Source organism: Micromonospora sp. WMMC241, assembly GCF_027460165.1.
In the GTDB taxonomy this organism is placed as follows: Bacteria; Actinomycetota; Actinomycetes; order Mycobacteriales; family Micromonosporaceae; genus Micromonospora; species Micromonospora humi.
Genome location: NZ_JAPZBF010000001.1, coordinates 5,558,089 through 5,583,838, shown reverse-complemented (window position 1 = coordinate 5,583,838; position 25,750 = coordinate 5,558,089). Strand labels below are relative to the sequence as shown.

The following is a 25,750-nucleotide window of genomic DNA, read 5'->3' as shown; positions in this document are numbered from 1 at the left end:
TCTACCGAATGCGTTAAGAAGGGGCCCTTCCTTACACCGCACGCGCGTAGCGGAGCTGGGGGACGAGGGCGGTGCCGATGCGATCGGTGCGCCGCTCGCCGGTGGCGCGCCAGCCGCCGCGCTCGTAGAAGCGCCGCGCGGAGGCGTTGTCGTGCAGCACCCAGAGCGCGGCCCGGGTCCAGCCACGGGCCCGCATCGCGTCCAGCGCGTCCACCATGAGCGCCCGGCCGGTGCCCCGGCCCCGCTCGTCCGGGTCCAGGTGGATGGCGTTGAGCAGGCCGGTCGCCGGGTCGCCCTCGTCGTCCGGGCCCAGGTAGCTGAAGCCCACCAGCCGCCCGTCCCGCTCGGCCACGGTCATCCGGTGGTCGGCGCCCTCCCAGGTCAGCCGCTCCACCCAGTAGCGGCCCATCGCCTCTTCGGTGGGGTCGGCCAGCGCCTCCGGCGGCAGGAACGACGAGTACGCCGCCACCCGGGATCGCTGGTGCAGGGCGCCGACCGCCATCAGGTCGGCCTCGGTCGCGGGGCGTAGGGAGACGGTCACTCCGGCGACGGTACCCGGCGGGGCGGCACCGGCACCGTCTCCAGGTCCTCGGCGATCACCAGTTCCCCGGCGAAGTGTTCCCGGGCCTCGTCGTGGAACCGGCTCGGGTCGGCGTACCGCTGGGAGAAGTGGGTGAGCACCAGCGTGCGTACCCCCGACTCGGCCGCCACCCGCGCGGCCTGGCCGGCGGTGAGGTGGCCGACCTCGGCGGCGAGCGCGGCCTCCGACGCCAGGAACGTCGACTCGATGACCAGCAGGTCGGCGTGCTCGGCCAGCGCGTACACCCCGTCGCAGAGCCCGGTGTCCATCACGAACGCGAACCGCTGCCCCGGTCGGGTGACGCTCACCTGGTCCCGGTCGACGCGACGCCCGTCGAGGTCCAGGTGACCCTCGCGCAGCAACTGCCCCACCGCCGGACCGGCGATGCCGTACGCGGACAGCCGCTCCGGCAGCAGCCGGCAGCCGTCCGGCTCGACCAGGCGGTAGCCGTACGTCTCGACGGGGTGCCGCAGCCGGCGGGCCTCCAACGTGCCGATGCCCAGCGTGATGCGCTGCCCGTCGGCGTGGATCGGCTCGACGGCCAGCTCGGCGGTCTCGTGGAAGCTGGAGGCGTGGCGCAGCCGGGCGAAGTATTCGGCGCCGCCGGCCGGGAAGTGCACGGCCACCGGGCGTGGCACCCGGTCCAGGGAGAGCCGCTGGATCATGCCGGGCAGCCCGAGGCAGTGGTCGCCGTGGAAGTGGGTGACGCAGATCCGGGTCAGGTCGGTGGCGGTCACGCCGGTGTGCAGCATCTGGCGCTGGCTGCCCTCACCCGGGTCGAAGAGGATCACTTCGTCGTCCCAGCGCAGCAGGTAGCCGTTGTGGTTGCGCCGCCGGGTCGGGGCCTGGCTGGCCGTCCCGAGCACGACCAGCTCCCGCATCGACACGGTGTCCTCGCTCCCGGAAAAGGGTCGACCCCCGGGGCTTCCGCGCTCATGCGCGGGCCGGCTGGACTGGGCCGGCACCCCGGGGGTCGGGTGGCTGTCGTGGTTTCGCCGCACCGCTGCCACACGGTCTCGACGATCGTTCTTCACTGTCGAGGACAGCGGCTAGCGGACAGCCACCTCACGAGTCCGATTGCTATACAAGTCTGGACCACCTCCTTTCCCGTGTACCGCCACGCTATCCACTTCCCGGCGGCCTCGGCAACGGATTTCGATCACAGACGCCTACTCCACGCCGATCGGGCCCTCGCGCGGGCCGTCCTCGTGGGCCGGCTGCACCGCCAGCGACGGGAAGTCGGCCAGGTCGCCCTCCGGCTCGGCGTCCCACTCGGGGAACACCAGCGGGCTCTGCAGATAGAGGCAGAGCAGCTGGGTGAGCTGGTGCAGGCCGTCCAGGTGGGTGCGTTCGTGGCCGTGGGTGGCGTCCACGCCGAAGCCGAGCAGCGCCACCCGGGCGTGCGCGCCGGCCTCGACCGCCGACGCCGCGTCCGAGCGGTAGTAGTCGAAGACGTCGCGGACCAGGTCGACGCCGTGCTCCTTGGCGATCGCGGCCAGGTTGCGGGTGAGGTGGTAGTCGAACGGCCCGACGCCGTCGCCCATGGCCAGCGTGGCGGCGTTCTCCCGGGACTGCTGGCCGGGCGCGACCACCGCCGCGTCCACCGAGACGATCTCCGCCACGTCCGGGTCCAGACCGTGGCTGGCGCCGTGGCCGATCTCCTCGGTGACGGTGACCAGCAGGTGCGCGGTGACCGCCGGGGTGACGCCGGCGTCGACCATGGCCTTGAACGCGGTCAGCACGGCGGCCACGCCGGCCTTGTCGTCCAGGTGCCGGGACTTGACGTACCCGCTGGGGGTGATGGACGGGTTGGGCAGCAGCGCGACGAAGTCGCCGGTGTCGATGCCGAGTGCCCGCAGGCCGGCCTCGTCGGTCACCGGCTCGTCGACCCGGACCTCGACCAGTTCCCAGCCGACGCCCTGCAGGTCGACCGCCTCGTTGTAGCGGTGCCCGCTCGCCTTCAGCGGAAGGATCTGGCCGGTGACCACCCGGTCCAGGTCGTCGGTGAAGATCCGCACGTGGGCGCCCTCGGCGAAGCGGGCGCTGTGCGTGCCGATCGGGTTGATCTCCAGCCGGCCGTTCTCCTTGAGCCGCTTCACCATGCCGCCGATGGTGTCGGTGTGCACCACCACCGCCCGGTCCGCCCCGGTCGACCGGGGGCCGGGCAGGCTGGCGCTCAGCGCCCCGCGCCGGGTCAGCGTGGAGCTGATCCCGAGCGCGGAGAGCCGTTCGCCCACGTACTGCTGGATGTGGTCGGTACGCCCGGACGGGCTGGGGATCTCCAGCAGTTCCACCAGCACCTGGCGCAGGTATTCGAGGTCGAGCTTGAGCGGTTCGGGTTTCCGTGCGGTCATGCCCCAGAGCCTGCCGCACCGGCCGGCGACCAGAGTCGCTGCGGTGCCCGCGTGCCCGGGAAGAGCAGGTCGACGAACCGTTCGGCGGTCGGCTGCGGCTCGTGGTTGGCCAGGCCCGGCCGTTCGTTGGCCTCGATGAACACGTGTTCCGGCGCGTCCGGGGCGGGGACCAGCAGGTCCAGCCCGGTGACCGGGATGTCGAGCGCCCGGCTGGCGGTCACGCACGCCTCGGCGATCGCCGGGTGCAGCTCGGCGGTCACGTCGTGGATGGTGCCGCCGGTGTGCAGGTTGGCCGTCCGGCGGACCGCCAGCACCTGCCCCTCGGGCAACACGTCGTGCATCTGGTAGCCGGCCTCGGCCACCACCTCGCGGGTCATGTCGTCGACCGGGATGCGGGACTCGCCGCCGGTGGCGGCGGCCCGGCGGCGGCTCTGCCGGTCGATCAGCTCGGTGACGTCGTGCACCCCGTCGCCGGTGATCTGGGCCGGCCGGCGGACCGCGGCGGCCACCACCTCGTGGTCGATCACCACCACCCGCAGGTCCTCGCCCGCGCGCAGCTCCTCGATCAGCACGTCCGGGCAGAAGCGCCGGGCCAGCTCGACGGCGGCGGTCAGCGCCTCCGGCGTCCGCACCCCGACGGTGATCCCGTTGCCCTGCTCGCCCCGCGCCGGCTTGACCACCACCGGCCCCACGTCGGTCAGGAACGCCAGGTCGTCGGGCTCGCCGGTGGCGGTGCGCCCGCGCGGCACGGACAGCCCCGCCTCGGTGAGGATGCGCCGGGTCACCCGCTTGTCGTCGCAGCGGCTCATCGCCACCGCCGAGGTCAGCTCGGACAACGACTCGCGGGTGTGGATGGTCCGGCCGCCGCTGGTCAACTTCAGCTCGCCCCAGTGCGGGTCGGTCACCTCCACCCGGATGCCGCGCCGCATCGCCTCGTCCGCGACGATCTTCGCGTACGGGTTCAGCTCGTCGTAGCCCGCCGGCATCGCGGGCAGGAAGAGCCGCTCGTTGATCGGGTTCTTCCGCTTCACGCAGAGCGTGCCGGTGCGGTGGAAGCCGAGCCGCTCGTAGAGCCGGATCGCACCCGAGTTCTCGGCCAGCACGGACAGGTCGACGTACGCCCGGCCGCGCGCGTCGAGCCGGTCGGCGAGCGCGGTGAGCAGCGCCTGGCCGGTGCCGGGCGGCGCGGTGTTGAAGTCCACCGTGAGGCACCAGAGGCTGGCGCCGTTCTCCGGGTCGTCGAAGACCGCGACGTGGTCCACGCCGGTGATGGTGCCGACCACCTCGCCGGTCACGTCCTCGGCGACCAGGTGCAGGAACCGGTCGGTGCCGGCGTTGTCCACCAGCACCTCGACCGGGGCGGTGACCATGCCGTTGCGGGCGTAGATCCGGTTCACCGCGTCCGCGTCGGCGGCGTCGCGCAGCGCCCGGATGGTCAGCCCGGGGATCTCACCGCCCTCGGTGGCGGCCGGCCGGTGCTCGCCCAGCGGCAGCCGGTAGGTCAGCGACGGGTCGATGAACAGCTCGTCCGGCAGCCGGGACACCAGCACGTGCGGGTCGCGCAGGTAGATGCAGATGTCCCGGGCGCCGTTGGCCTCGGAGCGCAGCACGTCGGCCACGTGCACCTGGTCGGCGTAGGTCTGCCCGAAGACCAGCCGGCCCCAACCGCAGTCCAGCACGACACCGGAGGCGTCGGCGGGCTCGGGATCCGGGCGGCGCGGCTCCGGCGCGACCGGGTCGCCGCCCGGGCCGGTGCGTTCCCGGCGCCGGCCCAGCACCCGTTCCCGGTCGGTACGTGCCGTGCCGGTGGCGAGGGTGTCGGTCATCGTCAGTCGATTCCGTGGCTCTGGAGCCACATTTCCAGGAGTCCCAGTTGCCACAGCTTGTTTCCGTTCAACGGGGTCAGTTCGGCATTCGGGTCGGCGAGCAGCGCGTCGACGTAGTCGGCGCGGAACAGGTCGCGGCGGCGCGCCTCCGGGGCGCTGAGCGCGTCGCGTACCCGGTCGAGGAGCTTGCCCTCCAGGTGGGTGAGGCCGGGCACCGGGAAGTAGCCCTTGGGCCGGTCGATGACCTCGTGCGGCAGCACCCGCCGGCCGATCTCCTTGAGCACACCCTTGCCGCCCTGGGCCAGCTTCAGCTCCGGCGGGCAGCTCGCGGCCAGCTCGACGAACTCGTGGTCGAGGAACGGCACCCGGGCCTCCAGCCCGTGCGCCATGGTCATGTTGTCGACCCGCTTCACCGGGTCGTCGGTCAGCATGACCTGGGTGTCGATCCGCAGGCCGGCGTCGACAGCGGTCTGCGCACCGGGCCGGCCCAGGTGGGCGGCGACGAACTCGCGCGCCGGGTCGCCGTCGGCCAGCCAGTCGGGGTTGAGCACCCGGGCCAGTCCGGCCGCGTCGCGGTCGAAGAACGCCTTGGCGTACGTGTCGAGCGCCTGCTCCCGGTCCACCCCGGCCAGCGGCGGGTACCAGTGGTAGCCGCCCAGGATCTCGTCCGCGCCCTGGCCGGACTGGACCACCTTCACGTGCCGGGCAACCTCCTGGCTGAGCAGCCAGAACGCCACGCAGTCGTGGCTGACCATGGGTTCGCTCATGGCCGCGACGGCGGCCTCCAGCGGCGGCAGCAGGTCGCCGGTGGGCACCCGGATCTGGTGGTGGTCGGTGTCGAACGTCTTCGCCACCAGGTCGGAGTAGACGAACTCGTCGCCCTCCCGGCCGCCCACCGCGTCGAAGCCGATGGAGAACGTGCCCAGGCCGGAGCGGCCCTGCCCCTCGCCGGCCAGCAGCGCGACCACCAGGCTGGAGTCGAGGCCGCCGGAGAGCAGCACGCCCACCGGCACGTCGGCCACCATGCGGCGGCGCACGGCGGTGGTCAGCGAGTCGAGCAGCGCGTCCTGCCAGTCGCGCTCGGACCAGCCGGCCCGCTCGTCGGCCCGGCCGAACGACGGGTCCCAGTAGACCCGCTCCCGGGTGGTGCCGTCCGCCTCGTACACCCTGACCGTGGCCGGCGGCAGCTTGGCCACGCCGCGCAGGATGGTCCGCGGCGGCGGCACGATGCTGTGGAAGCTCAGGTAGTGGGCGAGGGCCACCGGGTCGATGGTGGTGTCGACGCCGCCGCCGGCCAGCAGCGCCGGCAGGGTCGAGGCGAAGCGCACCACGCCGGGGCTCTCGGCCAGGTAGAGCGGCTTGATGCCGAGGCGGTCGCGGGCCAGCACCAGGCGGCCGGTGTCCCGCTCGCTGATCGCCACCGCGAACATGCCGATCAGGTGGTCGACGAAGTCGAGCCCCCACTCGGCGTACGCCTTGACCACGACCTCGCTGTCCCCGGAGGAGAAGAAGCGGTGGCCCTTGGCCTGCAGTTCGGCGCGCAGTTCGCGGTAGTTGTAGATGCAGCCGTTGAAGACCCCGGTGAGGCCCGCGGCGGCATCGACGATCGGTTGGCCGCTCGCTGCGGACAAGTCGATGATCTTGAGGCGCCGGTGTCCCAGCGCGGTCGGGCCCTGCGACCAGACGCCGCTGTCGTCGGGCCCTCGGTCACTCATCGTGGCCGCCATCCGCTCCACGGCCGAGACGTCGGCGCGTGAACCGTCACGGCGGAACTCTCCCGCAAGTCCGCACATGCGAGACAATGCTGCCAGAGCTTGTTGCAGTTCGCCTGTTGAGACGATGACGAACGTGTGACACCTTGCTACAGTGCGCCGTCACCGAGGGTGGTCGCCCGTCACGCCTCCGCTTCCTGCCCGCCCGGTGACGGATGCCGGAAATGCGCCGGGCCCACGGTGTGACGAACACCGCAGGCCCGGTTCGCCGGGTCAGCTTCCGGTGCGGGCGACGCCTACCGGGCAGCTCAGCCCGTTCGGCCCGTGGTTGCAGTAGCCGTTCGGGTTCTTCGTCGGGGCGAGGTACTGCTGGTGGTAGTCCTCGGCGAAGTAGTAGTCGCCCAGCGGGGCGATCTCGGTGGTGATCTCACCCTTGCCGGCGCGCGCCACGATCGGCGCGAACGCGTCCCGCGAGGCCACCGCCGCGGCGCGCTGCTCGTCGGTGGTGGTGTAGATCGCCGAGCGGTACTGGGTGCCCACGTCGTTGCCCTGGCGCATGCCCTGGGTCGGGTCGTGGTTCTCCCAGAATACCTTGAGCAGGTCCTCGTAGGCGATCTTCGACGGGTCGTAGACCACCTGGACCACCTCGGCGTGCCCGGTCATGCCGGAGCAGACCTCCTCGTACGTCGGGTTGGTGGTGAAACCACCCGCGTAGCCGGCGGACGTGGTGAGCACGCCGGGCAGGGTCCAGAACAGGCGCTCGGCGCCCCAGAAGCAGCCCATACCGAAGACGGCGACCTGCGCGCCCTCGGGGAACGGGCCCTTCAGCGACGACGGCAGCACCTCGTGCCGGTCGGCGATCGGCATGGCGAGCGGGCGGCCCGGCAGTGCCTGGTCAGGAGAGATCATCTCGGCCTTCATGCGGCGGAGGAACACGGTGGGACTCCTCTCGTGGCTTTCCCAGCGTGTGCAACAGCGCCGGTCCCCGGTTCCTTACCCGTTCGGGCAACCGTCAGGCGGGTCGACCGCGCCGGTAGGCCGACCGGCAGTCGTCGGAGTGGGCGCGAGAAGCAAAGTAGATGCTTCCTGAGTCGAGCCCCTCTGGCCTCTCAGCCGTCCAGCGCGGCGGAGATCCGCTCGGCGAAGCCGGCCGCCTCGGCATCGTCGGCGTAGCGGGTGCGGGGCCAGAAGAAGCCGCGCAGCCCGTCGCCCTTCGTCCGGGGCACCACGTGGGTGTGCAGGTGCGGAACGGACTGGGACACCTTGTTGTTCATCGCCACGAACGTTCCACCGGGCCCCAGACCGGTCTCCACCGCCGCCGTGATCCGCTGCACCAGCCGGAAGTAGCCGGGCAGCGCGTCGGCCGGCAGGTCGGTCAGCGCCACCAGGTGGGTGCGGGGCACCACCAGCACGTGTCCCTTGAACACCGGCCGGGTGTCCAGGAACGCCACCCCGTCCGGCTCGTCGGTCACGGTGAAGGCCGGCACTTCGCCGGCCACGATGCCGCAGAACACGCACCCGCTCATCCGGGCAGCCTAGTTCCGCGCCCCCACGGCCGCCCGCAGATGTGGTACCCATTCACGAGTCTGGATCGGCACGCTCGGGGGCGACGGTGCCGGCGAGTGACGGCGACCGCGGGACGGTCGCCGCGCGAGCGCGTGTCGAGGCCCCGGGCGCGGTGGTCCGGAGCCCACCCCGGCCGTGGCCCGTCGTCACGGTCGCCCCCTCGTGAAGGGAACACCCCTTGCGCCTCAACAGACGCTCCGCGCTGGCCCTCGCCGCGCTCACCGGCGCTCTGCTCGCCACCACGCCCGTCGCGCCCGCCTCGGCAGCGGCCACGCCCCGGGCCGTGCCCCTGCCGATCGCCGACGCCGCCGACGTGGTGTCGGCCGGTGACCGGGTCTTCGTCAGCGGCGGCCGCAACTCGACCGACGTGGTGGTGACCGCCGCGAACGGTGACGTGCTCGGCACCGTGTCCAACCTGCCCGGCCCGACCGACCTGCTGCTCAGCGCCGACCGGCAGACGCTCTACGTGGCGTTGCCATCGGCCGGCGCGATCGCGGCGGTCAACACCGGCACGCTCACCGAGTTCGCCCGCTTCGACACCGGCGCGGCCGGCTGCAACCCCTCCTCGCTCGCGCTGACCGGCCGCTACCTGTGGTTCGGCTACGGATGCGGCGACAGCAGTTGGAACGGCAACATCGGTCGACTCGACCTGGGCCGCCAGCCGGCCGCCCTGACCACCGGGCTGGCCCGGCAGACCTACTACGGCGCGCCGCTGCTGACCGCCGCCTCGCAGAACCGCGCGGTCCTGCTGGCCGGGCAGCAGAGCCTCAGCCCGGGGTCGGTCGACGCCTACGGCATCGGTGCGGCCGGCGCGCTCAGCTTCCTGCGGACCAACGAGTTCTCGGCGCTCGGCAGCAACCTGGGCGACATCGCGCTGAACCCGGCCGGCGACACCGTCTACACCGCCTCCGGGGCGCCCTACGAGGTGCTGGCGTTCCCGTTCGCCGACATCACCACCCCGTCGGCGACGTATCCGACCGGCCCGTACCCCGTCGCGGTGGAGCTGACCCGCGACGGCGGCCGGGTCGCCGCCGGCGTGGACGGCTACTACGACCCCGACGTGTTCGTGTTCGGTCTCGGCGGGGTCGAGCAGGCCCGGTTCGAGCTGGGTGGGCTCCTGGTCGACGGCGGCCTGGCCTGGGCGCCCAACGGTGCGCGCCTCTACGCGATCACCTCCGACTGGACCGGTGCCGTGCCGGCCACCCTGCACGTGCTGCCGGTGCCGGCGGCGTGACGCACCGCCCCGCTCCCGCCCCGGCGGGAGCGGGGCGGGTCACGGCGGTGGGGACATCGCCCACCTGCGGCAAGGGCAGGGACTAGCCTTCCGGGCATGAGCCACGGCTTCGAGACACTCGCCATCCACGCCGGCCAGGACCCCGAGGCCCGCACCGGCGCGGTGATCCCACCGATCTACCAGACCAGCACCTACGCCCAGGACGCCGTCGGCGCGCCCCGCGAGGGATACGAGTACAGCCGCTCCGGCAACCCCACCCGGGACGCGTTGCAGGAGTGCCTGGCCGCGCTGGAGGGCGGCCCGGTGGGGCTCGCCTTCGCCAGCGGCCTGGCCGCCGAGGACACGCTGCTGCGGACCGTCTGCAAGCCGGGCGACCACGTGGTCATCCCGGACGACGCGTACGGCGGCACCTACCGGCTGTTCGCGAAGGTGGCCGAGCGCTGGGGCCTCGAATACACCCCGGCGAAGGTCTCCGACCCGGACGCGGTCCGCGCCGCGATCCGGCCCGGCGCCACCCGGATCGTCTGGGTGGAGACGCCGACCAACCCGCTGCTCGGCATCGCCGACATCGCCGCGCTGGCCGCCGTGGCGCACGACGCCGGCGCGCTGCTGGTGGTCGACAACACGTTCGCCTCGCCCTACCTCCAGCAGCCGATCGCGTTCGGCGCGGACGTGGTGGTGCACTCCACCACCAAGTACGTCGGCGGGCACTCCGACGTGGTCGGTGGCGCGCTGGTCGCCGCGGACCGGGCGCTCGGCGAGGAGTTGCGCTACCACCAGAACGCGATGGGCGCGATCAACGGCCCGTTCGACGCCTGGCTCACCCTGCGCGGCATCAAGACCCTCGGGGTACGGATGGACCGGCACTGCGACAACGCCGAGCGGATCGCCGCCTACCTGGACGGCAACGCGAAGGTCGCCCAGGTCATCTACCCGGGCCTGCCGTCGCACCCGGGGCACGAGGTGGCCGCCAAGCAGATGCGCCGGTTCGGCGGCATGATCTCGTTCCGGGCGGCCGGCGGCGAGGAGCACGCCGTCGAGATCTGCAACCGGGCCCGACTGTTCGTGCTCGCCGAGTCGCTCGGCGGCGTCGAGTCGCTGATCGAGCACCCGGGCCGGATGACACACGCGAGCGCTGCCGGCTCGCCGCTTGAAGTTCCCGGTGATCTCGTGCGACTGTCTGTCGGCATCGAGACGGTCGACGACCTGCTCGCGGATCTGGAGCAGGCACTGGGCTGACCGCTGGACGACGGAGGGTGGCAGTGCCGGACATCTTGCCGACGACCTGGGTCGGGGCGACCGCGAAACAGATCGCCCGCGCGGTACGCCGCGGCGACGTCTCCGCCACCCAGGTGGTGGCCGACCATCTCGACCACGTGTCCCGGGTCGACGCCGAGCTGGCCGCGTTCCGCACGGTACGCGGCGGCGAGGCGATCACCGAGGCGGAGAAGGTCGACGAGCAGGAAGAACTGGCCGACCTGCCGCTCGCCGGGGTGCCGGTGGCGGTCAAGGAGAACACGCCGGTGGCCGGCCTGCCCACCTGGAACGGGTCGGCGGCGATGCGTACCGACGTGGCGGAGGCCGACCACGAGGTGGTCCGGCGGCTGCGCGGCGCGGGCGCGGTGATCCTCGGCGTGACCCGGATGCCGGAGCTGGGCCTGTGGGCCCTCACCGACGACGACACCGCGGTGACCCGCAACCCGTGGGACCCGGCGCGTACCCCCGGCGGTTCCTCCGGCGGCGCGGCCGCCGCGGTGGCCGCCGGGATGGTGCCGATGGCCCACGGCAACGACGGCCTCGGCTCGATCCGCATCCCGGCGGCCTGCTGCGGCCTGGTCGGGCTCAAGCCCGGCCGGGGCGTGGTGCCCTGCCAGCTCGGCGCGGACGACTGGTTCGGCCTCACCGAGCACGGCGTGCTGACCGGCACGGTGGCCGACGCGGTGGTCGGCTTCTCGGTGCTGGCCGGGCGCCGGCCGGACAAGCTGGTCCCGCCGCCGCGGCTGCGGGTGGGCGTGTCGCTGCGTTCCCCGGTGAAGGGCGTCTCCCCGGACGCGCCGAACCGTGACGCGGTCGCCGCCGCCGGCCGGCTGCTCGCCGCCGCCGGGCACGACACCGTACCCACCGACCCGGTCTATCCGACCCGGCTCGGCCTCCAGGGCATCGCCACCTGGTTCGCGGCGGCCGCCGCCGACGTGCGCGCCGCCGGGGTGGCGCCGCGCCAGCTCCAGCGGCGCAGCCGCCGGCACGTCGCGCTCGGCGAGTGGGCGCAGCGCCGGGGGTACGTGCGGGAGGCCGACCGGGCCGCCTGGCGGGAGCGGTCGGTGCACTTCTTCGACGACCACTCGGTCGACCTGCTGCTCACCCCGGCGCTGGCCGGGCCGCCGCCGGAGGCCGCCGGCTGGTCCGGCCGGTCCTGGCTGGCGAACATGCGGACGAACATCAGGTACGCCCCGTACGCCGCGCCGTGGAACATCGCCGGCCTGCCGTCGATCGTGGTGCCGGTGGGCCGCCGTCCGGACGGGCTGCCGGTCGGGGTGCAGTTCGTCGGGCCGCCCGGCTCCGAGCTGCTGCTGCTCGGGGTGGCCGGCCAGTTCGAGATGCAGGCGCCGTGGACGCGGCACGCCCCCGGCTATCCCCGGGTCGGCACGGGGTCACCCGCCGCCGCGTGATCGTCTAGGTTGTGCGCACCCCCCTTCGCGCACCCCCTCGGACGGTCCCCGATGCACTGCCTGACCTGTGGAGACGCCACGTCCCCCGCCTTCGACGAGTGCCAGCGCTGCGGCACCCGCCACGGCCAGCCCCCGGTCCTGCCCGGCGTGCCCACGTACGCCGTCCGGGGCCTGGGGCTGGCCGCCTGCGTCGCGGTCGGCGCGACCGCCGTGCTGTTCACGCTCTCCGCGCTGTTCCCGCTGGTGGGCGTCCGCCTGGCCCGGTCCGCGGCCGAGCAGCTCGACCGGGACGTGCTGCTCGGCGCGGTGCTGGCGGAGGTCCTGGTCACCCTGCCGTTCATCGTGGCCCTGCTGGTCGCCGCGACGCTGGTGGTGATCTGGACCTGGCGGGTGCGCAAGAACCTGGACGCGTTCGGTGGCGCCGCGCCGACCCAGAGCCCCGCCTGGGCGATCGCCGGGTGGCTGGTGCCGTTCGCCAACTTCGTCGTGCCCGCCCGGGTGGTGTCCGAGGTGGCCCGGCTCAGCCTGTGGCGCCGGCGTACGCCGGGGCTCGTCGTGCTCTGGTGGTCGGCCTGGCTGGTCTTCTCGATCGGTGAGCGGGTGGTCGCGCGGCTGGAGGAGGGCCGCTACGAACGGTTGACCGAGTTCCCGCGCAACGACGAGGAGTTCGCCACCTACGTCGACTTCTACCAGAGGGCGCTCCTGCCGCGCCTGGTGCCGGCGGTGGCCTGCCTCGTCGCCGCGGCGGCGTTCGTCGTGCTGGTCCGCCGGATCTCCGCCGCCCAGCAGGACCGCCTCGCCCGGGCCGTACCCGCCTGGCCCGGCGGCTACCCCGGCTGGCCCGGCGGGCATCCCGGCTGGCCCGCGTCCGGAGGGCCGTCGGCGACGTCGGCGCAGGTTCCGCCGGGGGTGGGTGGCACGATCGGGGCATGACGGAGATGGTCGGCCTCGCCGACGTTCAGGCCGCGCGGGAGCTGCTCGCCGGCGTCACCCGCACCACCCCGCTGGAGCCCTCCCGGCCACTCAGCGCCGCGCTCGGCGGGCCGGTCTGGCTCAAGTGCGAGAACGTGCAGCGCGCCGGGTCGTACAAGGTGCGCGGCGCGTACGTGCGGATCTCCCGGCTCTCCGCGGAGGAGCGGGCGCGCGGCGTGGTGGCGGCGAGCGCCGGCAACCACGCCCAGGGCGTGGCGCTCGCCGCCGGCCTGGTCGGCGCGCACGCCACCGTCTTCATGCCGGTCAACGCGCCGCTGCCGAAGGTCGCCGCGACCAAGGGGTACGGCGCCCGGATCGAGCTGGTCGGCAACACGGTGGACGAGTCGCTGGTCGCGGCGCAGACCTTCGCGGAGCGGACCGGCGCGGTCTTCATCCACCCGTTCGACCACCCGGACGTCATCGCCGGCCAGGGCACGGTGGCGCTGGAGATCCTCGAACAGTGCCCGGAGGTGCGCACCATCGTGACGGGGGTCGGTGGCGGCGGGCTGGTCTCGGGGATGGCGGTGGCGGCCAAGGCGCTGCGGCCCGACGTCCGCGTCATCGGGGTGCAGGCGGCCAGCGCCGCCGCCTTCCCGCCCTCGCTGCGGGCCGGCGAGCCGGTCCGGCTGCCCTCCTTCGCCACGATCGCCGACGGCATCGCCGTCGGCCGTCCCGGCGAGCTGACGTTCACCCACGTCCGCAAGCTGGTCGACGACGTCGTCACGGTCTCCGAGGAGGACATCTCCCGGGCGCTGCTGATGCTGCTGGAGCGCGGCAAGCAGGTGGTGGAGCCGGCCGGCGCGGTCGGCGTGGCGGCGCTGATGGCCGGTGCCGTGGAGGTGACCACACCGACGGTCGCGGTGCTCTCCGGCGGCAACATCGACCCGCTGCTGATGCTCCGGGTGATCGAGCACGGCCTGGCGGCGGCCGGGCGATTCCTGCGGGTCACGGTGCGCTGCACCGACCGCCCCGGTCAGCTCGCCTCGCTGCTCAGCGAGATCGCCGAGCACCGGGCCAACGTGGTGGACGTGGTGCACCAGCGCGCCAACCCGCACCTGCGGCTCGGCGAGGTGGAGGTGGCGCTCTCCGTGGAGACCCGCGGGGTGGAGCACTCGGACACGTTGATCAGCGCGTTGCGCGCCAGCGGCTACCAGGTGGTCTTCGCGGGCGAGGGGTGAGCGCGCCCGGAACCGCGAACGCCCCGGCCGGATGATCCGGTCGGGGCGTTCGGCGATGTGTGGCTCGGGCCGAGGAGCCTGTCAGCCTCGGTCGGGTCGGACCCGAGCCGGCCGGCGCGGGTCCGCCGGCGGGTCAGCCCGAGTAGGGCTCGAAGGAGACCACCGTCACCTTGATGTCGGCGCCGCTCGGCGCGGTGTAGGTGCAGGTCTGGCCGGACTTGCCGCCGAGGATCGCCTTGCCGAGCGCGGACTCGGGGCTGTAGACGGTGAGGTCGGTGGTGGAGGCGATCTCACGGGAGCCGAGCAGGAACGTCTCGGTGTCGTCGGCGTCGTCGTCGAAGTAGATCGTCACGACCATGCCGGGCGACACCGCGTCGGCGTCCGGCGCCTCACCGACCTTGGCGGTGCGCAGCAGCTCCTTGAGGTAGAGGATGCGCCCCTCGGCCTTGCCCTGCTCCTCGCGGGCGGCGTGGTAACCACCGTTCTCCCGCAGGTCGCCCTCCTCGCGCCGGGCGTTGATCTCGGCGGCGATGACCGGCCGGTTGGCGATCAGCTCGTCGAGCTCGGCCTGCAGGCGGTCGTGAGCGTCCTGGGACAGCCAGGTGGCGGGCGCCTCGTTTCCGTTTGTGGACACAGGCGATCTCCTCGGTTGGTGCGGACTGGCTGACAGGTGAAACCACCAAGTTACCAGTGCCGCACCCGTCGGAGTGTGGTCGATCACCCCGGGTGCCGGTGGCGGGACCTGGGGTGGCGTGTCCCGGCAGCTCGCCGGGCGTCCGGCTCAGCCGGCCGGTCGGCAGCGCAGCACCTCGCCGATGAACGGCCGGGCGCTGGTCGGCACCTCCTGTCGGGACCGGACGTGCCGCTGGCCGGGTTCGGCCGTAACCGTGGCCTCGACGTGGCCCACCTCGGCGCCGTCGTGCGAGCGGGCCCGCAGCAGGCAGGTCGCCGAGCCGCCCGGGGGCACGGTGACCCGGAAGTCGACCACCACCCGGGAGTCGGTGATCCCGGTGTAGCTGATCATCTCGCCCTGGTAGCTGGGATCGCCGTACTGGGTGTAGAGCTTCGCGGCACCCAACCCGAGGAGGGCCAGCACGACCGCCACCACCAGGGCGAGCAGGAGCGGCCGGCGGCGCCCCGGCTCCCGGCGGCGGCCGTACCGGCCGGGCGGGAAGACCGGCGCGTCCGGTGCGACTGTGGCGTGCGTCTCGCTCACCGGCGGGTATCTCCTGGCGTTGTTGTCGGCGGCATCGGCAAGAATGGCAAGGTCCATCTTCCCAGCCCGGCGCTGAGTCAAGGATGGCAGGTCGGCTTCGGCCGGCCGGGGTGGTTCCGACCACTCCGGCAACGGTCCCGACCGGTCGTCACGGGGGCTTTCGCGGGCGCGGGGGGAGATTCCGGCAGGTCAGCCGGTCGGCACAGACGAGGAGCGCCGAAGGTGGCAGAACAGCTGCGTCTCATGGCGGTGCACGCCCATCCCGACGACGAGTCGAGCAAGGGCGCCGCCACCATGGCGAAATACGTCGCCGAGGGGGTGGATGTCCTGGTCGTCACCTGCACCGGCGGTGAGCGGGGCAGCGTGTTGAACCCCAAGATGGATCGGCCCGACGTGTGGGCCAACATCGGCGACATCCGCCGGGCCGAGATGGACGCCGCCCGCGCCGTCCTCGGTGTCGAGCAGGCCTGGCTCGGCTTCGTCGACTCCGGGCTGCCCGAGGGCGACCCGCTGCCGCCGCTGCCGGAGGGCTGCTTCGCGCTGCAGGAGGTGGAGGTCGCGGCCGCGCCGCTGGTGCGGTTGATGCGGCAGTTCCGTCCGCACGTGGTCACCACCTACGACGAGGAGGGCGGCTACCCGCACCCGGACCACATCATGACCCACAAGGTCGCGGTGGCGGCGTTCGAGGCGGCCGGCGACCCCGAGCGGCACCCGGAGCTGGGCGAGCCGTGGCAGCCGCTGAAGCTCTACTACGACGTGGGCTTCTCCCGCGCCAAGATCATGAGCCTGCACGAGGCGATGCTGGCCGCCGGCCACGAGTCGCCCTACGGCGACTGGATGAAGCGGTGGGAGGAGCGACCCGACAAGGGGGAGCGGATCACCACCCGGGTCGACTGCTCCGCCTACTTCCCGGTCCGCGACGACGCCCTGCGCGCCCACGCCACCCAGATCGACCCGGACGGGTTCTGGTTCCAGGTGCCGATGGACCTGCAACAGCGCGCCTGGCCGACGGAGGATTTCCAGCTCGCCCGCTCACTGGTGGACAGCCCGTTGCCCGAGTCCGACCTCTTCGCCGGGGTGCGCGAGACGTGCCGTGCCCGCTGACGTCCGCGGGGGCTACCCTGGTCGTCAGCCGCACATCGGAGGAACACCATGCTGACCACCGCCCAGGTGCTCGCGGAGAACAACTTCGGTGACACCCGTACGGGTGGTCTGGCCGGCCCGATGGGCCTCTTCCTCATCATCGCGCTGGCCACCGTCACCGTCCTGCTCATCCGCAACATGAACGCCCGGCTGCGCCGGCTGCCGGACCGGTTCCCGCACCCGACCGAGCCGGGCCGGGCCGACGCGGCAGTCGTCGATCCGACAGACGGGGCCGTCGAGCAGGATTCACCGACGAAAGCCCCCAACGGCCCCCAGCAGCGCCGCAACGGCTGAACACCGCGTGAATCACGCCCGAGCCGGTCGTTCACCCCTGTTGCGACCACCGGCTTTGGCTTAGCCTTCCGCCGGGGGGACCGTGAGGCCCCGGACCCTGCGCGGAAGGGGGGCGTCGATGTCGAAGGCAGCAGCGGGTCCCGACCGTGCCCCGAATCCGCGTCCCGCCGGGGCGGGGCCGTGACCTCCGAACCGGCCGACCGTCCCCCGGACCGGCTCGGCCTGCGCGGCACGCCGATCAGCGTCGTGCTGCTGACCGCCGCGGTCGCGGTCACCGCGCTCCTGGCCGCCGTCCTCGGGCTCGGCATACCCGCGAACCTGCCGGCGGACGACCCGCTGCCCGGCCCGGCCCGTTTCGGTCTCGCCGCGGTGGCCTTCGCCGTCGCCCAGCTCGCCCGGCTGCGTTTCCGCACCGCGGCCGGCATGGTCAGCATCACCTGGGGCGAGGCCGCGCTCGTGGTCTGCCTCTGGCTGGTGCCGGCCGGCTGGCTTCCCGCCGCGGCGCTGCTCGGCGCCGGCGTCGCCTGGACCGCGATGTCGTTGGTGTCCGACCGGCGCCCGGTGCTGGAACTGGTCCGCATCACCACCTCGCTCACCGCCGCCACGGCACTGGCCGGGGCGGTCGCCGGCGCGCTCGGCAAGCCGCTGCTGGCCGCGCCCACCCCGGAGCTGGCCCTCGCGCTGAGCGCCGGCGCGGTGACGTACCTGGTCACCACCGGCTGGCTCGGCGCCGCCACGATCGCCCTGCGGCACGGCATCCCGATCGGGCCGCCGCTGCTCGCCGCGTTGCGTGGCAAGCTGCTCATGTTCGTCGGCAACGTCGCGGTCGGCCTGGTGGTGGTCGCGCTGCTGGAGCTGGACCCCCGCTGGCTGCTGCTCCTGCCGCCGCCGCTGTGGCTGCTCCAGCAGACCTACCGGCACCGGCTCCGGGCCGATGCCGAACGCCGGACCTGGCGGGCCTTCGCCGAGGCCACCGCCGCGCTCAACCAGCTCGACGAACGTGGCGTGGCGACCGCCGCGGTGACCGGCGCGCTCACCCTCTTCGGGGCCGAGCTGGTCGAGGTGGACGTGGTGCGTGGGGACGGGCGCTGGCGCCGCTACCGGGCCGACCGCGGCGGGCAGGTGCGCGATCGTGAGGTGGAGCCCGCGGCGTGCGCCGGCACGGTCGAGCACGAACTGGTCCGGCGGCTGGCCGTCGGCGCCGTCGAGGTGGGTCGACTGCGCGTGCGGTTCGCCCCGTCCGCCCCGCCCAGCCACGCCGAACGCGACGGCGTGGCCGCCTTCGGGGACGCGCTGGCCGCCGCCCTGCACGACGCCGCGACCCACCGCGAGCTGCGGCTGGTCACCGCCCGGTCGTCGTACGACGCGGTGCACGACCAGCTCACCGGGCTGCTCAACCGGGCGGCCCTGCTGACCCGCGGTGACCAGGCGTTGCGGCAGCGCCCGCACGACCACCCGGTGGCCCTGCTGCTGCTGGACGTGAACCAGTTCAAGGAGGTCAACGACACCCTCGGGCATGCGGCCGGCGACCAGCTGCTGCGGCTGACCGCCAACCGGCTGGCCGTGCTGACCCGGCCCGGTGACCTGCTCGGCCGGCTCGGCGGCGACGAGTTCGCGCTGCTGCTCACCTCGGTCCCGGTGGTCGAGGACCGGACGGCCCCGCTGGCGTACGCGCTGCGCCAGGCCCGGGAGGTCGCCGAGCGGCTCGCCGCCCCGACCGAGGTGGCCGGGGTGCGGATGTCCGTCGAGGTGGCGGTCGGCGTGGTGGTGGCCGACGCGGGCACCGCCGACCTGACCGAGCTGCTGCGGCGCGCCGACATCGCCATGTACCAGGCGAAGGAGGGCGGCGGCAGCGTCGCCGCGTACGACAGCTCGCGGGACGCGGCGAGCACCGACCACCTGGCGTTGCTCGCGGAGCTGCGGGAGGCGCTGGCCGCCGACGACCAGCTCGTGCTGGCGTTGCAGCCGGCGGTGGACCTGGCCACCGGCGCCCCGACCGGGGTGGAGGCGCTGATCCGGTGGCGGCACCCGCGTCGCGGCTGGCTCGGCCCGTCCGACTTCATCCGTCCGGTGGAGAACAGCGAGCAGCTCGGCAGCTTCACGCGCTACGTGCTGAACAAGGCGCTGGAGGTCGCCGCCGGGTGGGCGCGGGAAGGGCTGGACGTGCCCATCTCGGTGAACCTGTCGGCACGCAGCCTGCTCGACCCGCGGCTGCCGGCCGAGATCGAGGAGGCGTTGCGCCGGCACCAGGTCCCGCCGCGCCGGCTGGTCCTGGAGATCACCGAGACGGTGGTGATGAGCGAGCTGGAGGTGATCGACGAGGTGCTTGCCACGCTGCGGGCGATGGGTGTGCAGCTCGCCGTCGACGACTTCGGCACCGGCTTCTCCTCGCTGACGTTCCTCACCCGGATCGCGGTCGACGAGCTGAAGGTGGACCGCTCCTTCGTGATCCGGATGGCCGACTCGCCGGAGGCGGCGGCGATCGTCCGGACCACCGTCGGGCTCGCCCACGAGCTGGGGCTGCGGGTGGTGGCCGAGGGCGTGGAGACGGCCGAGCAGCGCACCGCCCTGGCCGAGCTGGGCTGCACCGCCGCCCAGGGCTACCACTTCTTCAAGCCGATGCCGGCGGACAAGATCGGCGCGGTGCTCGGGTCGCTGCGCGACACCGCCCGCGACAACGTCTTCCCGCTGCGCGCCGACGGCGCCTCCTGAGCCGGTCCCGCGCCGCCGGAGGTGCCCCCGGCGGCGCGGAGCGGGGTGCTCAGCCGCGTGGCAACACGTCGTCGAGGACGGTCGGCAGCGCGGCCCAGTCGGCCGAGGCGATGCTGGCGTGCGCGCGGGCGAGCTGGGCGACCCGGGCCGCCGCCGCGTCGGCGTCACCGCCGGGGACCGCGGGCGGCACGTTCTGCGCGTCGGTCATCACCAGCAGGTAGTGGTTGGCGTCGTACCAGGCGGTGTCGATGCCGCCGCCGACGTACGCCGAGGCGTCGCCGTCGAAGAGCACGAACCACTGGCGCAGGGCGGTGTCGGCGTACCGGGTGCGGGGGTCGCCGGCCTGGGCCCGGTGCACGGCCGGGAACGCCCGCGCGGTGCCGAGCGTGCCGGCCGCGGCCAGGCCGGCCAGGTGGCGGGCGTACTCCACGTCGGTCCAGAGCGTGTCGGTCGGGTTGCCCTCCTCGACGGTGCCGGGGATCAGCTCCACGATGACCTTCCCGGCGAGCTGCGCCCGGGTCGGCCAGGCGTCGGCGCGGGCGGCGGCGTCCAGGGTGGGGTGGCCGCCGAGCAGGTCGGCCGGGCGGAACACCCGGTCGCCGAGGCGCGCGGCGAGGACCGCGTCGAGTTGGGCCGGGCCCTGCCCGGTACGGCTGCTGAAGCCGGTCTTGAGTTCCAGCTTGAGGACCACCGGGCCGGCGTCGGGGTGCGCGCCGAGCCAGAGCCGGATGTCGTCCAGGCAGCTCTCCAGGTTCTTGTTCCGGGTGCCGGTGTAGAGCTGCGCGGCGCTGGTGGCCGCCACGCAGTTGTTGTCGTTGCCGAGCGGGTTGCTGTGGCTGACCCGCCACTGTCGGGTGAGCACGTCCGGCCAGACGTCCAGCTCGATCAGCCCGGGCCGGGCGTCGAGCGCCTGGGCCAGGTAGGGGTAGGTGCCGCGCTCGTACGTGTTGTGGATCCCGACGGCGGTGCTGGCGGACCACCGGGTCTTCGGCGGCACCGCGGCGGACGCGGCGCCCGGCGCCAGTGTCGAGCCGGCCAGGGCGGCGAGGGCGAGCAGGGCGGGGAGTCTGCGCATGGACCGTCTCCTTCGGACGTACCGGCGGTGGGCGCGCCGGACATGCGTCGATCTAAATAGATGAAGGTAAATAGTGGAAGGATGATCCGTGGCGAGTCGCCGGGCTGCCGACATCCCACCGGTGCGGGGCAGCGGGCGCGACCGATCGGACCTAGTCTTCGGGCACGGCGGGCGCGACGGCGTTCCGCGCACGTCCACACGGGGAGGACGACGATGACGAGACGTTCCTGGCGAAGGGTTCTGTTCGCCGCGACCATGGCGCTGACCGCCGGCGCCGCCGGCCTGGTCGGCTCCGCACCGGCGCAGGCCCGCCCGGTGCAGGCCTGGTCGTTCAGCGTCACCGGCGAGCCGGGTGACCCGATCACCGCCGGCAACTCCTACTCCTACAGCTCCGCCGCACCGACGCCCGGGGACGAGATGAGCGCATGGGGCGGCGAGCAGCGGCGGTTCGGGATGGAGTTCTGGAGCGACACCGACAACACCTGGCGCCTGGACATCTCCGCCCCGGCCGGTCAGACGCTGAAGGCGGGTGACACCTACCAGAACGTCAGCCAGCCGGTCTACGGGAGCGACGCGGCGAGCCTGCAGCTCTACAACGGCGGTTGGGGGCGCTCCTGCGCGCAGAGCACCGGCTCGTTCACCGTCCTCGACGCCGCCTGGGGCCCGTTCGACTACGTCGAGCGGTTCGACGCCACCTTCGAGATCCGCTGCGCGGGCGCGACCGGCGGCCTGCGCGGTGAGATCCACATCTCGAACCCGCCACCGGTGCCGGCGCTCTACGTCACCCTGACCGTCGACCCGGTGGCCACGGTGAGCAACAAGGGCATCGCCACCGTGCGCGGCACGGTGACCTGCACCCGGGCGGAGACGATCGACGTGGGCGGCGACCTGACCCAGCAGCAGAAGAAGGCGGGCCTGGTGCGCGGTCGCTACGACATCCAGGTGCCGTGCGCCCCGGGCCGGGCGGTGCCCTGGTCGGCCACCACCTACCCGGCCGACGTCAGGTTCCAGCGGGGCACCGCGCAGGCGGTCACCGAGGTGCCGGTCCGCGACTTCGAATACTGGAACGAATACACCGTGACGGACACCTCGACGCTCACGCTCACCCGCTGACCCACCGGCCGGGCCGGGCCGGGGCCGCCGTCCCGGTCCGGCCGGTCCACTCGCGGCGCGCGGCCACCGCGCGCTCGCTATGGTCGGATGGTGAATCGACTCGCCGAGGCCACCTCGCCCTACCTGCTCCAGCACGCGGACAACCCGGTCGACTGGTGGCCCTGGTGCGACGAGGCGTTCGCCGAGGCGAGACGGCGCGACGTGCCGGTGCTCATCTCGGTCGGCTACGCCGCGTGTCACTGGTGCCACGTGATGGCCCACGAGTCGTTCGAGAACGACGCAGTGGCCCGGTTGATGAACGACGACTTCGTCTGCGTCAAGGTCGACCGCGAGGAACGCCCCGACGTCGACGCCGTCTACATGACCGCCACCCAGGCGATGACCGGCCAGGGCGGCTGGCCCATGACGGTCTTCGCCACCCCGGACGGCACCCCGTTCTTCTGCGGCACCTACTTCCCCCGGGCGAACTTCGTCCGCCTGCTCGGCTCCGTCGCCACCGCCTGGCGGGACCAGCGCGACGCGGTGCTGCGCCAGGGCGCGGCCGTGGTCGAGGCGATCGGCGGCGCCCAGGCCGTCGGCGGCGTGACCGCCCCGCTCACCGCCGAGCTGCTCGACGGCGCCGCCGCCCAGCTCGCGAAGGAGTACGACGAGACGAACGGCGGCTTCGGCGGCGCGCCGAAGTTTCCGCCGCACATGAACCTGCTCTTCCTGCTCCGGCACCACCGGCGCACCGGCTCGGCGCGCAGCGTGGAGATCGTCCGGCACACCGCCGAGGCGATGGCCCGCGGCGGCCTGAACGACCAGCTCGCCGGCGGCTTCGCCCGTTACTCCGTGGACGGCCACTGGACCGTGCCGCACTTCGAGAAGATGCTCTACGACAACGCGCTGCTGCTGCGCGTCTACACCCAGCTCTGGCGGCTCACCGGTGACCGGCTGGCCCGCCGGGTGGCCCGCGACACCGCGCGTTTCCTCGCCGACGAGCTGCACCGGGCCGGCGAGGGCTTCGCCTCGGCGCTGGACGCGGACACCGAGGGCGTCGAGGGGCTCACCTATGTCTGGACGCCGGCCCAGCTCGTCGAGGTGCTGGGAGAGGACGACGGCCGCTTCGCCGCCGACCTGTTCACGGTCACCGAAGCGGGCACCTTCGAGGAGGGCGCCAGCGTGCTGAGGCTCGCCCGGGACGTCGACGACGCCGACCCGGCGGTCCGGGCCCGCTGGCGCGACGTGGTGGGCCGGCTGCTCGCCGCCCGGGACACCCGCCCCCAACCGGCCCGCGACGACAAGGTGGTGGCCGCCTGGAACGGGTTGGCGATCACCGCGCTCGCGGAGTTCCAGCAGGTGGCCGCGCTTCACGCGTCCCCGGACGACGAGGACGCGAACCTGATGGAGGGCGTGGTCATCGTCGCCGACGGCGCGATGCGCGACGCCGCCGAGCACCTGGCCGCCGTGCACCTGGTGGACGGCCGGCTGCGCCGGGTCTCCCGGGACAAGGCCGTCGGCGAGCCGGCCGGCGTGCTGGAGGACTACGGCTGCGTCGCGGAGGCGTTCTGCGCGCTGCACCAGCTCACCGGCGAGGGGCGCTGGCTGACCCTGGCGGGTGAGCTGCTCGACGTGGCGCTGGCCCGGTTCGCGGCCCCGGACGGCGGCTTCTACGACACCGCCGACGACGCCGAACGGCTGGTCACCCGCCCCGCCGACCCGACCGACAACGCGACGCCGTCCGGGCGCTCGGCGATCGTCGCGGGGCTGGTGGCGTACGCGGCGCTGACCGGGGAGACCCGCTACCGGGAGGCGGCCGAGCAGACGCTGTCGACTGTCGCGCCGATCGTCGACCGGCACGCGCGGTTCACCGGCTACGCCGCCACGGTCGGCGAGGCGCTGCTCTCCGGCCCGTACGAGATCGCGGTGGTGACCGACGACCCGGCCGGTGACCCGCTGGTGGCCGCCGCGCACCGGCACGCCCCGCCCGGCGCGGTGGTGGTGGCCGGCGCCCCGGACCAGCCAGGCGTGCCGCTGCTGGCCGACCGGCCGCTGGTCGACGGGCGGCCCACCGCGTACGTCTGCCGGGGGTTCGTCTGCCAGCGGCCGGTGACCTCGGTCGACGAGTTGGTCGCCCAGCTCGGCTGAGCCGCCCGCGGCGCCGGTGGGACGGGCCGCCCTCGCGGTCCGGCCGGCCGTCGGCCCGGCTAGGCTGGCGGCGCTATGGACTCCCGTACCGGACTCCCCGTCGTGGGCATGGTGGGCGGCGGCCAGCTCGCCCGGATGACCCACCAGGCCGCCATCGCCCTCGGCCAGTCGCTGCGCGTGCTGGCGCTCGCCCCGGACGACGGTGCGGCGCTGGTCGCCGCCGACGTCCAGTACGGCGACCACACCGACCTGACCGCGCTGCGCACGTTCGCGAAGGGCTGCGACGTGGTCACCTTCGACCACGAGCACGTGCCGAACGCGCACATCCGGGCGCTGACCGACGAGGGCGTGAAGCTCTTCCCGCCGGCCGAGGCGCTGGTGCACGCGCAGGACAAGCGGGTGATGCGGGAGCGGCTCGGCGAGCTGGGCGCGCCGAACCCGGCCTGGCGTCCGGTGGAGTCGCCGGCCGACCTGGTCGCGTTCGGCGCGGAGGCCGGCTGGCCGGTGGTGCTCAAGGCCGCCCGGGGCGGCTACGACGGCCGGGGCGTCTGGATGGTGGACGACGCCGACCAGGCGGCTGAGCTGGCCGCGACGCTGCTCGACGGCGGCACCCCGCTGCTGGTGGAGGAGCGGGTGGCGCTGCGCCGCGAGCTGGCCGTGCAGGTGGCCCGCTCGCCGTTCGGGCAGGTCGCCGCGTACCCGGTGGTGGAGACGGTGCAGCGCGACGGCATCTGCGTCGAGGTGCTGGCGCCGGCGCCCGACCTGCCGGAGGAGCAGGCGGTCGCCGCGCAGCAGCTCGCCATCGACCTGGCCACCGCGCTCGGCGTGGTCGGGCTGCTCGCGGTCGAGCTGTTCGACACGCCCGGTGGGCTGGTCGTCAACGAGCTGGCCATGCGCCCGCACAACTCCGGTCACTGGACCATCGAGGGTGCCCGCACGTCGCAGTTCGAGCAGCACCTGCGGGCGGTGCTCGACTATCCGATGGGGGACACCTCGCTCACCGCGCCGGTCGTGGTGATGGCGAACGTGCTCGGCGGGGAGCCGGGCGGGATCTCGATCGACGAGCGGTTGCACCACCTCTTCGCCGCCGAGCCCGGCGCCAAGGTCCACCTGTACGGCAAGCAGGTGCGTCCGGGCCGCAAGATCGGGCACGTCACGGTGCTCGGGACCGACCTGGCCGAGGTACGCGCCCGGGCCGCGCGCGCGGCCCGCTGGCTCCAGGAGGGACGCTCGTGAGTACGGTCGGGCTGATCATGGGCAGCGACTCGGACTGGCCGACCATGCGGGCCGCTGCCGACGCGTTGGACGAGTTCGGCGTGCCGCACGAGGTCGGTGTGGTCTCCGCGCACCGCACCCCGCTCAAGATGATCGAGTACGGCCGGGAGGCCGCCGGCCGGGGCATCCGGGTGATCATCGCCGGTGCGGGCGGGGCGGCCCACCTGCCCGGCATGGTCGCCTCGGTCACCCCGCTGCCGGTGATCGGCGTGCCGGTGCCGCTCAAGTATCTGGACGGGATGGACTCGCTGCTGTCCATCGTGCAGATGCCGGCGGGCGTGCCGGTCGCCACCGTGTCGATCGGCAACGCCCGTAACGCCGGGCTGCTCGCCGTCCGCATCCTGGGGGCCGCCGACCCGGTGCTGCGCGAGAAGATGGCCGGCTATCAGGCGAGCCTGGAGGATCTGGTCGCCGAGAAGGAAGCCGCGCTCCGCGCCTCGCTGCGCTGACCCGAAACGCTCACCCTCCGTGTCGAGCCATCGGGTCGCGGAGAGTAATCAAAGTCGTGACGTCGGGCTATGGCCCGTCGCCGCCTTTGCTCTGCAGCCACCGACGCAGCACGGCTCCGGGCTGGTGTTTGGTACCGATGCTCGGATCCCGCCCGGTCCTTCACGGTCGCGTTCGGTCACCGATGCGTCCATGGCTGCAGAGCAAAGGCGGTGGGACGGGTGAGGGCCGCCTCGGCCGACCGCTACGGAAAGTGA

Annotated in this window: 22 protein-coding genes; 12 read left to right on the top strand and 10 right to left on the bottom strand. The window is 73.6% G+C overall.

Annotated elements, in window-relative coordinates; translation table 11 throughout:
- Positions 1 to 31: 31 nt before the first annotated feature.
- From O7598_RS25145 to O7598_RS25115, 7 genes are all read right to left on the bottom strand, one after another.
- Complete coding sequence (locus O7598_RS25145) at positions 32 to 541, bottom strand: GNAT family N-acetyltransferase (RefSeq protein WP_269693736.1); 510 nt, start codon at positions 539 to 541, stop codon at positions 32 to 34.
- On the bottom strand, positions 538 to 1,467 hold the full coding sequence (locus O7598_RS25140; RefSeq protein WP_269693735.1) for a ribonuclease Z: 930 nt from the start codon (positions 1,465 to 1,467) through the stop codon (positions 538 to 540). Before O7598_RS25140 ends, O7598_RS25145 begins: the two co-directional genes overlap by 4 nt.
- Positions 1,468 to 1,749: 282 nt before the next feature.
- The gene (locus tag O7598_RS25135) at positions 1,750 to 2,934 is read right to left on the bottom strand and encodes an osmoprotectant NAGGN system M42 family peptidase (protein ID WP_269693734.1); all 1,185 of its coding nucleotides are present in this window, start codon (positions 2,932 to 2,934) and stop codon (positions 1,750 to 1,752) included.
- A complete protein-coding gene (ngg, locus tag O7598_RS25130) occupies positions 2,931 to 4,760 on the bottom strand; it encodes an N-acetylglutaminylglutamine synthetase (protein ID WP_269693733.1) in 1,830 nt (609 codons plus the stop codon). The genes O7598_RS25135 and ngg overlap by 4 nt, the downstream gene beginning before the upstream one ends.
- Positions 4,761 to 4,762: 2 nt before the next feature.
- A complete protein-coding gene (locus tag O7598_RS25125) occupies positions 4,763 to 6,553 on the bottom strand; it encodes an N-acetylglutaminylglutamine amidotransferase (RefSeq protein ID WP_269693732.1) in 1,791 nt (596 codons plus the stop codon).
- 192 nt (positions 6,554 to 6,745) lie between these two features.
- On the bottom strand, positions 6,746 to 7,408 hold the full coding sequence (gene msrA, locus O7598_RS25120; protein ID WP_269693731.1) for a peptide-methionine (S)-S-oxide reductase MsrA: 663 nt from the start codon (positions 7,406 to 7,408) through the stop codon (positions 6,746 to 6,748).
- Between the two features lie 173 nt (positions 7,409 to 7,581).
- Positions 7,582 to 7,998, bottom strand: coding sequence for an HIT family protein (locus O7598_RS25115; RefSeq protein ID WP_269693730.1), 417 nt, complete (start codon positions 7,996 to 7,998; stop codon positions 7,582 to 7,584).
- A 218-nt stretch (positions 7,999 to 8,216) separates the two neighbouring features.
- On the opposite strand from O7598_RS25115, the gene O7598_RS25110 reads away from it, so the two are divergent.
- The 5 genes from O7598_RS25110 (at position 8,217) to ilvA (ending at position 14,091) form a co-directional block, all read left to right on the top strand.
- Positions 8,217 to 9,272, top strand: a complete 1,056-nt coding sequence (locus tag O7598_RS25110; RefSeq protein ID WP_269693729.1) for a YncE family protein — start codon at positions 8,217 to 8,219, stop codon at positions 9,270 to 9,272.
- Positions 9,273 to 9,368: 96 nt separating this feature from the next.
- Positions 9,369 to 10,511 (top strand): cystathionine gamma-synthase, encoded by a 1,143-nt coding sequence (locus tag O7598_RS25105; RefSeq protein ID WP_269693728.1) that lies wholly within the window; start codon positions 9,369 to 9,371, stop codon positions 10,509 to 10,511.
- Positions 10,512 to 10,528: 17 nt separating this feature from the next.
- Positions 10,529 to 11,941 (top strand): amidase, encoded by a 1,413-nt coding sequence (locus O7598_RS25100; protein ID WP_269693727.1) that lies wholly within the window; start codon positions 10,529 to 10,531, stop codon positions 11,939 to 11,941.
- 51 nt (positions 11,942 to 11,992) lie between these two features.
- Positions 11,993 to 12,874, top strand: a complete 882-nt coding sequence (locus O7598_RS25095; protein WP_269693726.1) for a DUF4328 domain-containing protein — start codon at positions 11,993 to 11,995, stop codon at positions 12,872 to 12,874.
- Positions 12,871 to 14,091: a threonine ammonia-lyase gene (gene ilvA, locus O7598_RS25090; RefSeq protein ID WP_269693725.1), complete on the top strand. Its 1,221-nt coding sequence runs from the start codon at positions 12,871 to 12,873 to the stop codon at positions 14,089 to 14,091. Before O7598_RS25095 ends, ilvA begins: the two co-directional genes overlap by 4 nt.
- Before the next feature lie 133 nt (positions 14,092 to 14,224).
- On the opposite strand, the gene greA is transcribed toward ilvA, so the two are convergent.
- Both greA and O7598_RS25080 read right to left on the bottom strand, forming a co-directional pair.
- Positions 14,225 to 14,725 (bottom strand): transcription elongation factor GreA, encoded by a 501-nt coding sequence (greA, locus tag O7598_RS25085; RefSeq protein ID WP_091060540.1) that lies wholly within the window; start codon positions 14,723 to 14,725, stop codon positions 14,225 to 14,227.
- A 147-nt stretch (positions 14,726 to 14,872) separates the two neighbouring features.
- A complete protein-coding gene (locus O7598_RS25080; RefSeq protein ID WP_269693724.1) occupies positions 14,873 to 15,307 on the bottom strand; it encodes a DUF4307 domain-containing protein in 435 nt (144 codons plus the stop codon).
- Between the two features lie 222 nt (positions 15,308 to 15,529).
- Between O7598_RS25080 and mca the strand changes: the two genes are divergently transcribed.
- The 3 genes from mca to O7598_RS25065 all read left to right on the top strand — a co-directional run bounded on the left by mca (position 15,530) and on the right by O7598_RS25065 (position 19,456).
- Positions 15,530 to 16,411: a mycothiol conjugate amidase Mca gene (mca, locus tag O7598_RS25075; protein ID WP_269693723.1), complete on the top strand. Its 882-nt coding sequence runs from the start codon at positions 15,530 to 15,532 to the stop codon at positions 16,409 to 16,411.
- A 48-nt stretch (positions 16,412 to 16,459) separates the two neighbouring features.
- Positions 16,460 to 16,744 (top strand): hypothetical protein, encoded by a 285-nt coding sequence (locus O7598_RS25070; RefSeq protein ID WP_269693722.1) that lies wholly within the window; start codon positions 16,460 to 16,462, stop codon positions 16,742 to 16,744.
- 222 nt (positions 16,745 to 16,966) lie between these two features.
- Positions 16,967 to 19,456 carry a putative bifunctional diguanylate cyclase/phosphodiesterase gene (locus O7598_RS25065; RefSeq protein ID WP_269694969.1) on the top strand — a complete coding sequence of 830 codons (2,490 nt, stop codon included), beginning with the start codon at positions 16,967 to 16,969 and terminating at the stop codon, positions 19,454 to 19,456.
- A 49-nt stretch (positions 19,457 to 19,505) separates the two neighbouring features.
- On the opposite strand, the gene O7598_RS25060 is transcribed toward O7598_RS25065, so the two are convergent.
- Positions 19,506 to 20,531 (bottom strand): phosphatidylinositol-specific phospholipase C domain-containing protein, encoded by a 1,026-nt coding sequence (locus tag O7598_RS25060; RefSeq protein WP_269693721.1) that lies wholly within the window; start codon positions 20,529 to 20,531, stop codon positions 19,506 to 19,508.
- A gap of 213 nt (positions 20,532 to 20,744) precedes the next feature.
- Between O7598_RS25060 and O7598_RS25055 the strand changes: the two genes are divergently transcribed.
- From O7598_RS25055 to purE, 4 genes are all read left to right on the top strand, one after another.
- Positions 20,745 to 21,644 carry a hypothetical protein gene (locus O7598_RS25055; RefSeq protein ID WP_269693720.1) on the top strand — a complete coding sequence of 300 codons (900 nt, stop codon included), beginning with the start codon at positions 20,745 to 20,747 and terminating at the stop codon, positions 21,642 to 21,644.
- Between the two features lie 90 nt (positions 21,645 to 21,734).
- On the top strand, positions 21,735 to 23,771 hold the full coding sequence (locus O7598_RS25050) for a thioredoxin domain-containing protein (protein WP_269693719.1): 2,037 nt from the start codon (positions 21,735 to 21,737) through the stop codon (positions 23,769 to 23,771).
- Between the two features lie 75 nt (positions 23,772 to 23,846).
- Complete coding sequence (locus tag O7598_RS25045) at positions 23,847 to 25,007, top strand: 5-(carboxyamino)imidazole ribonucleotide synthase (protein ID WP_269693718.1); 1,161 nt, start codon at positions 23,847 to 23,849, stop codon at positions 25,005 to 25,007.
- On the top strand, positions 25,004 to 25,495 hold the full coding sequence (purE, locus tag O7598_RS25040) for a 5-(carboxyamino)imidazole ribonucleotide mutase (RefSeq protein WP_269693717.1): 492 nt from the start codon (positions 25,004 to 25,006) through the stop codon (positions 25,493 to 25,495). Before O7598_RS25045 ends, purE begins: the two co-directional genes overlap by 4 nt.
- Positions 25,496 to 25,750: the final 255 nt, after the last annotated feature.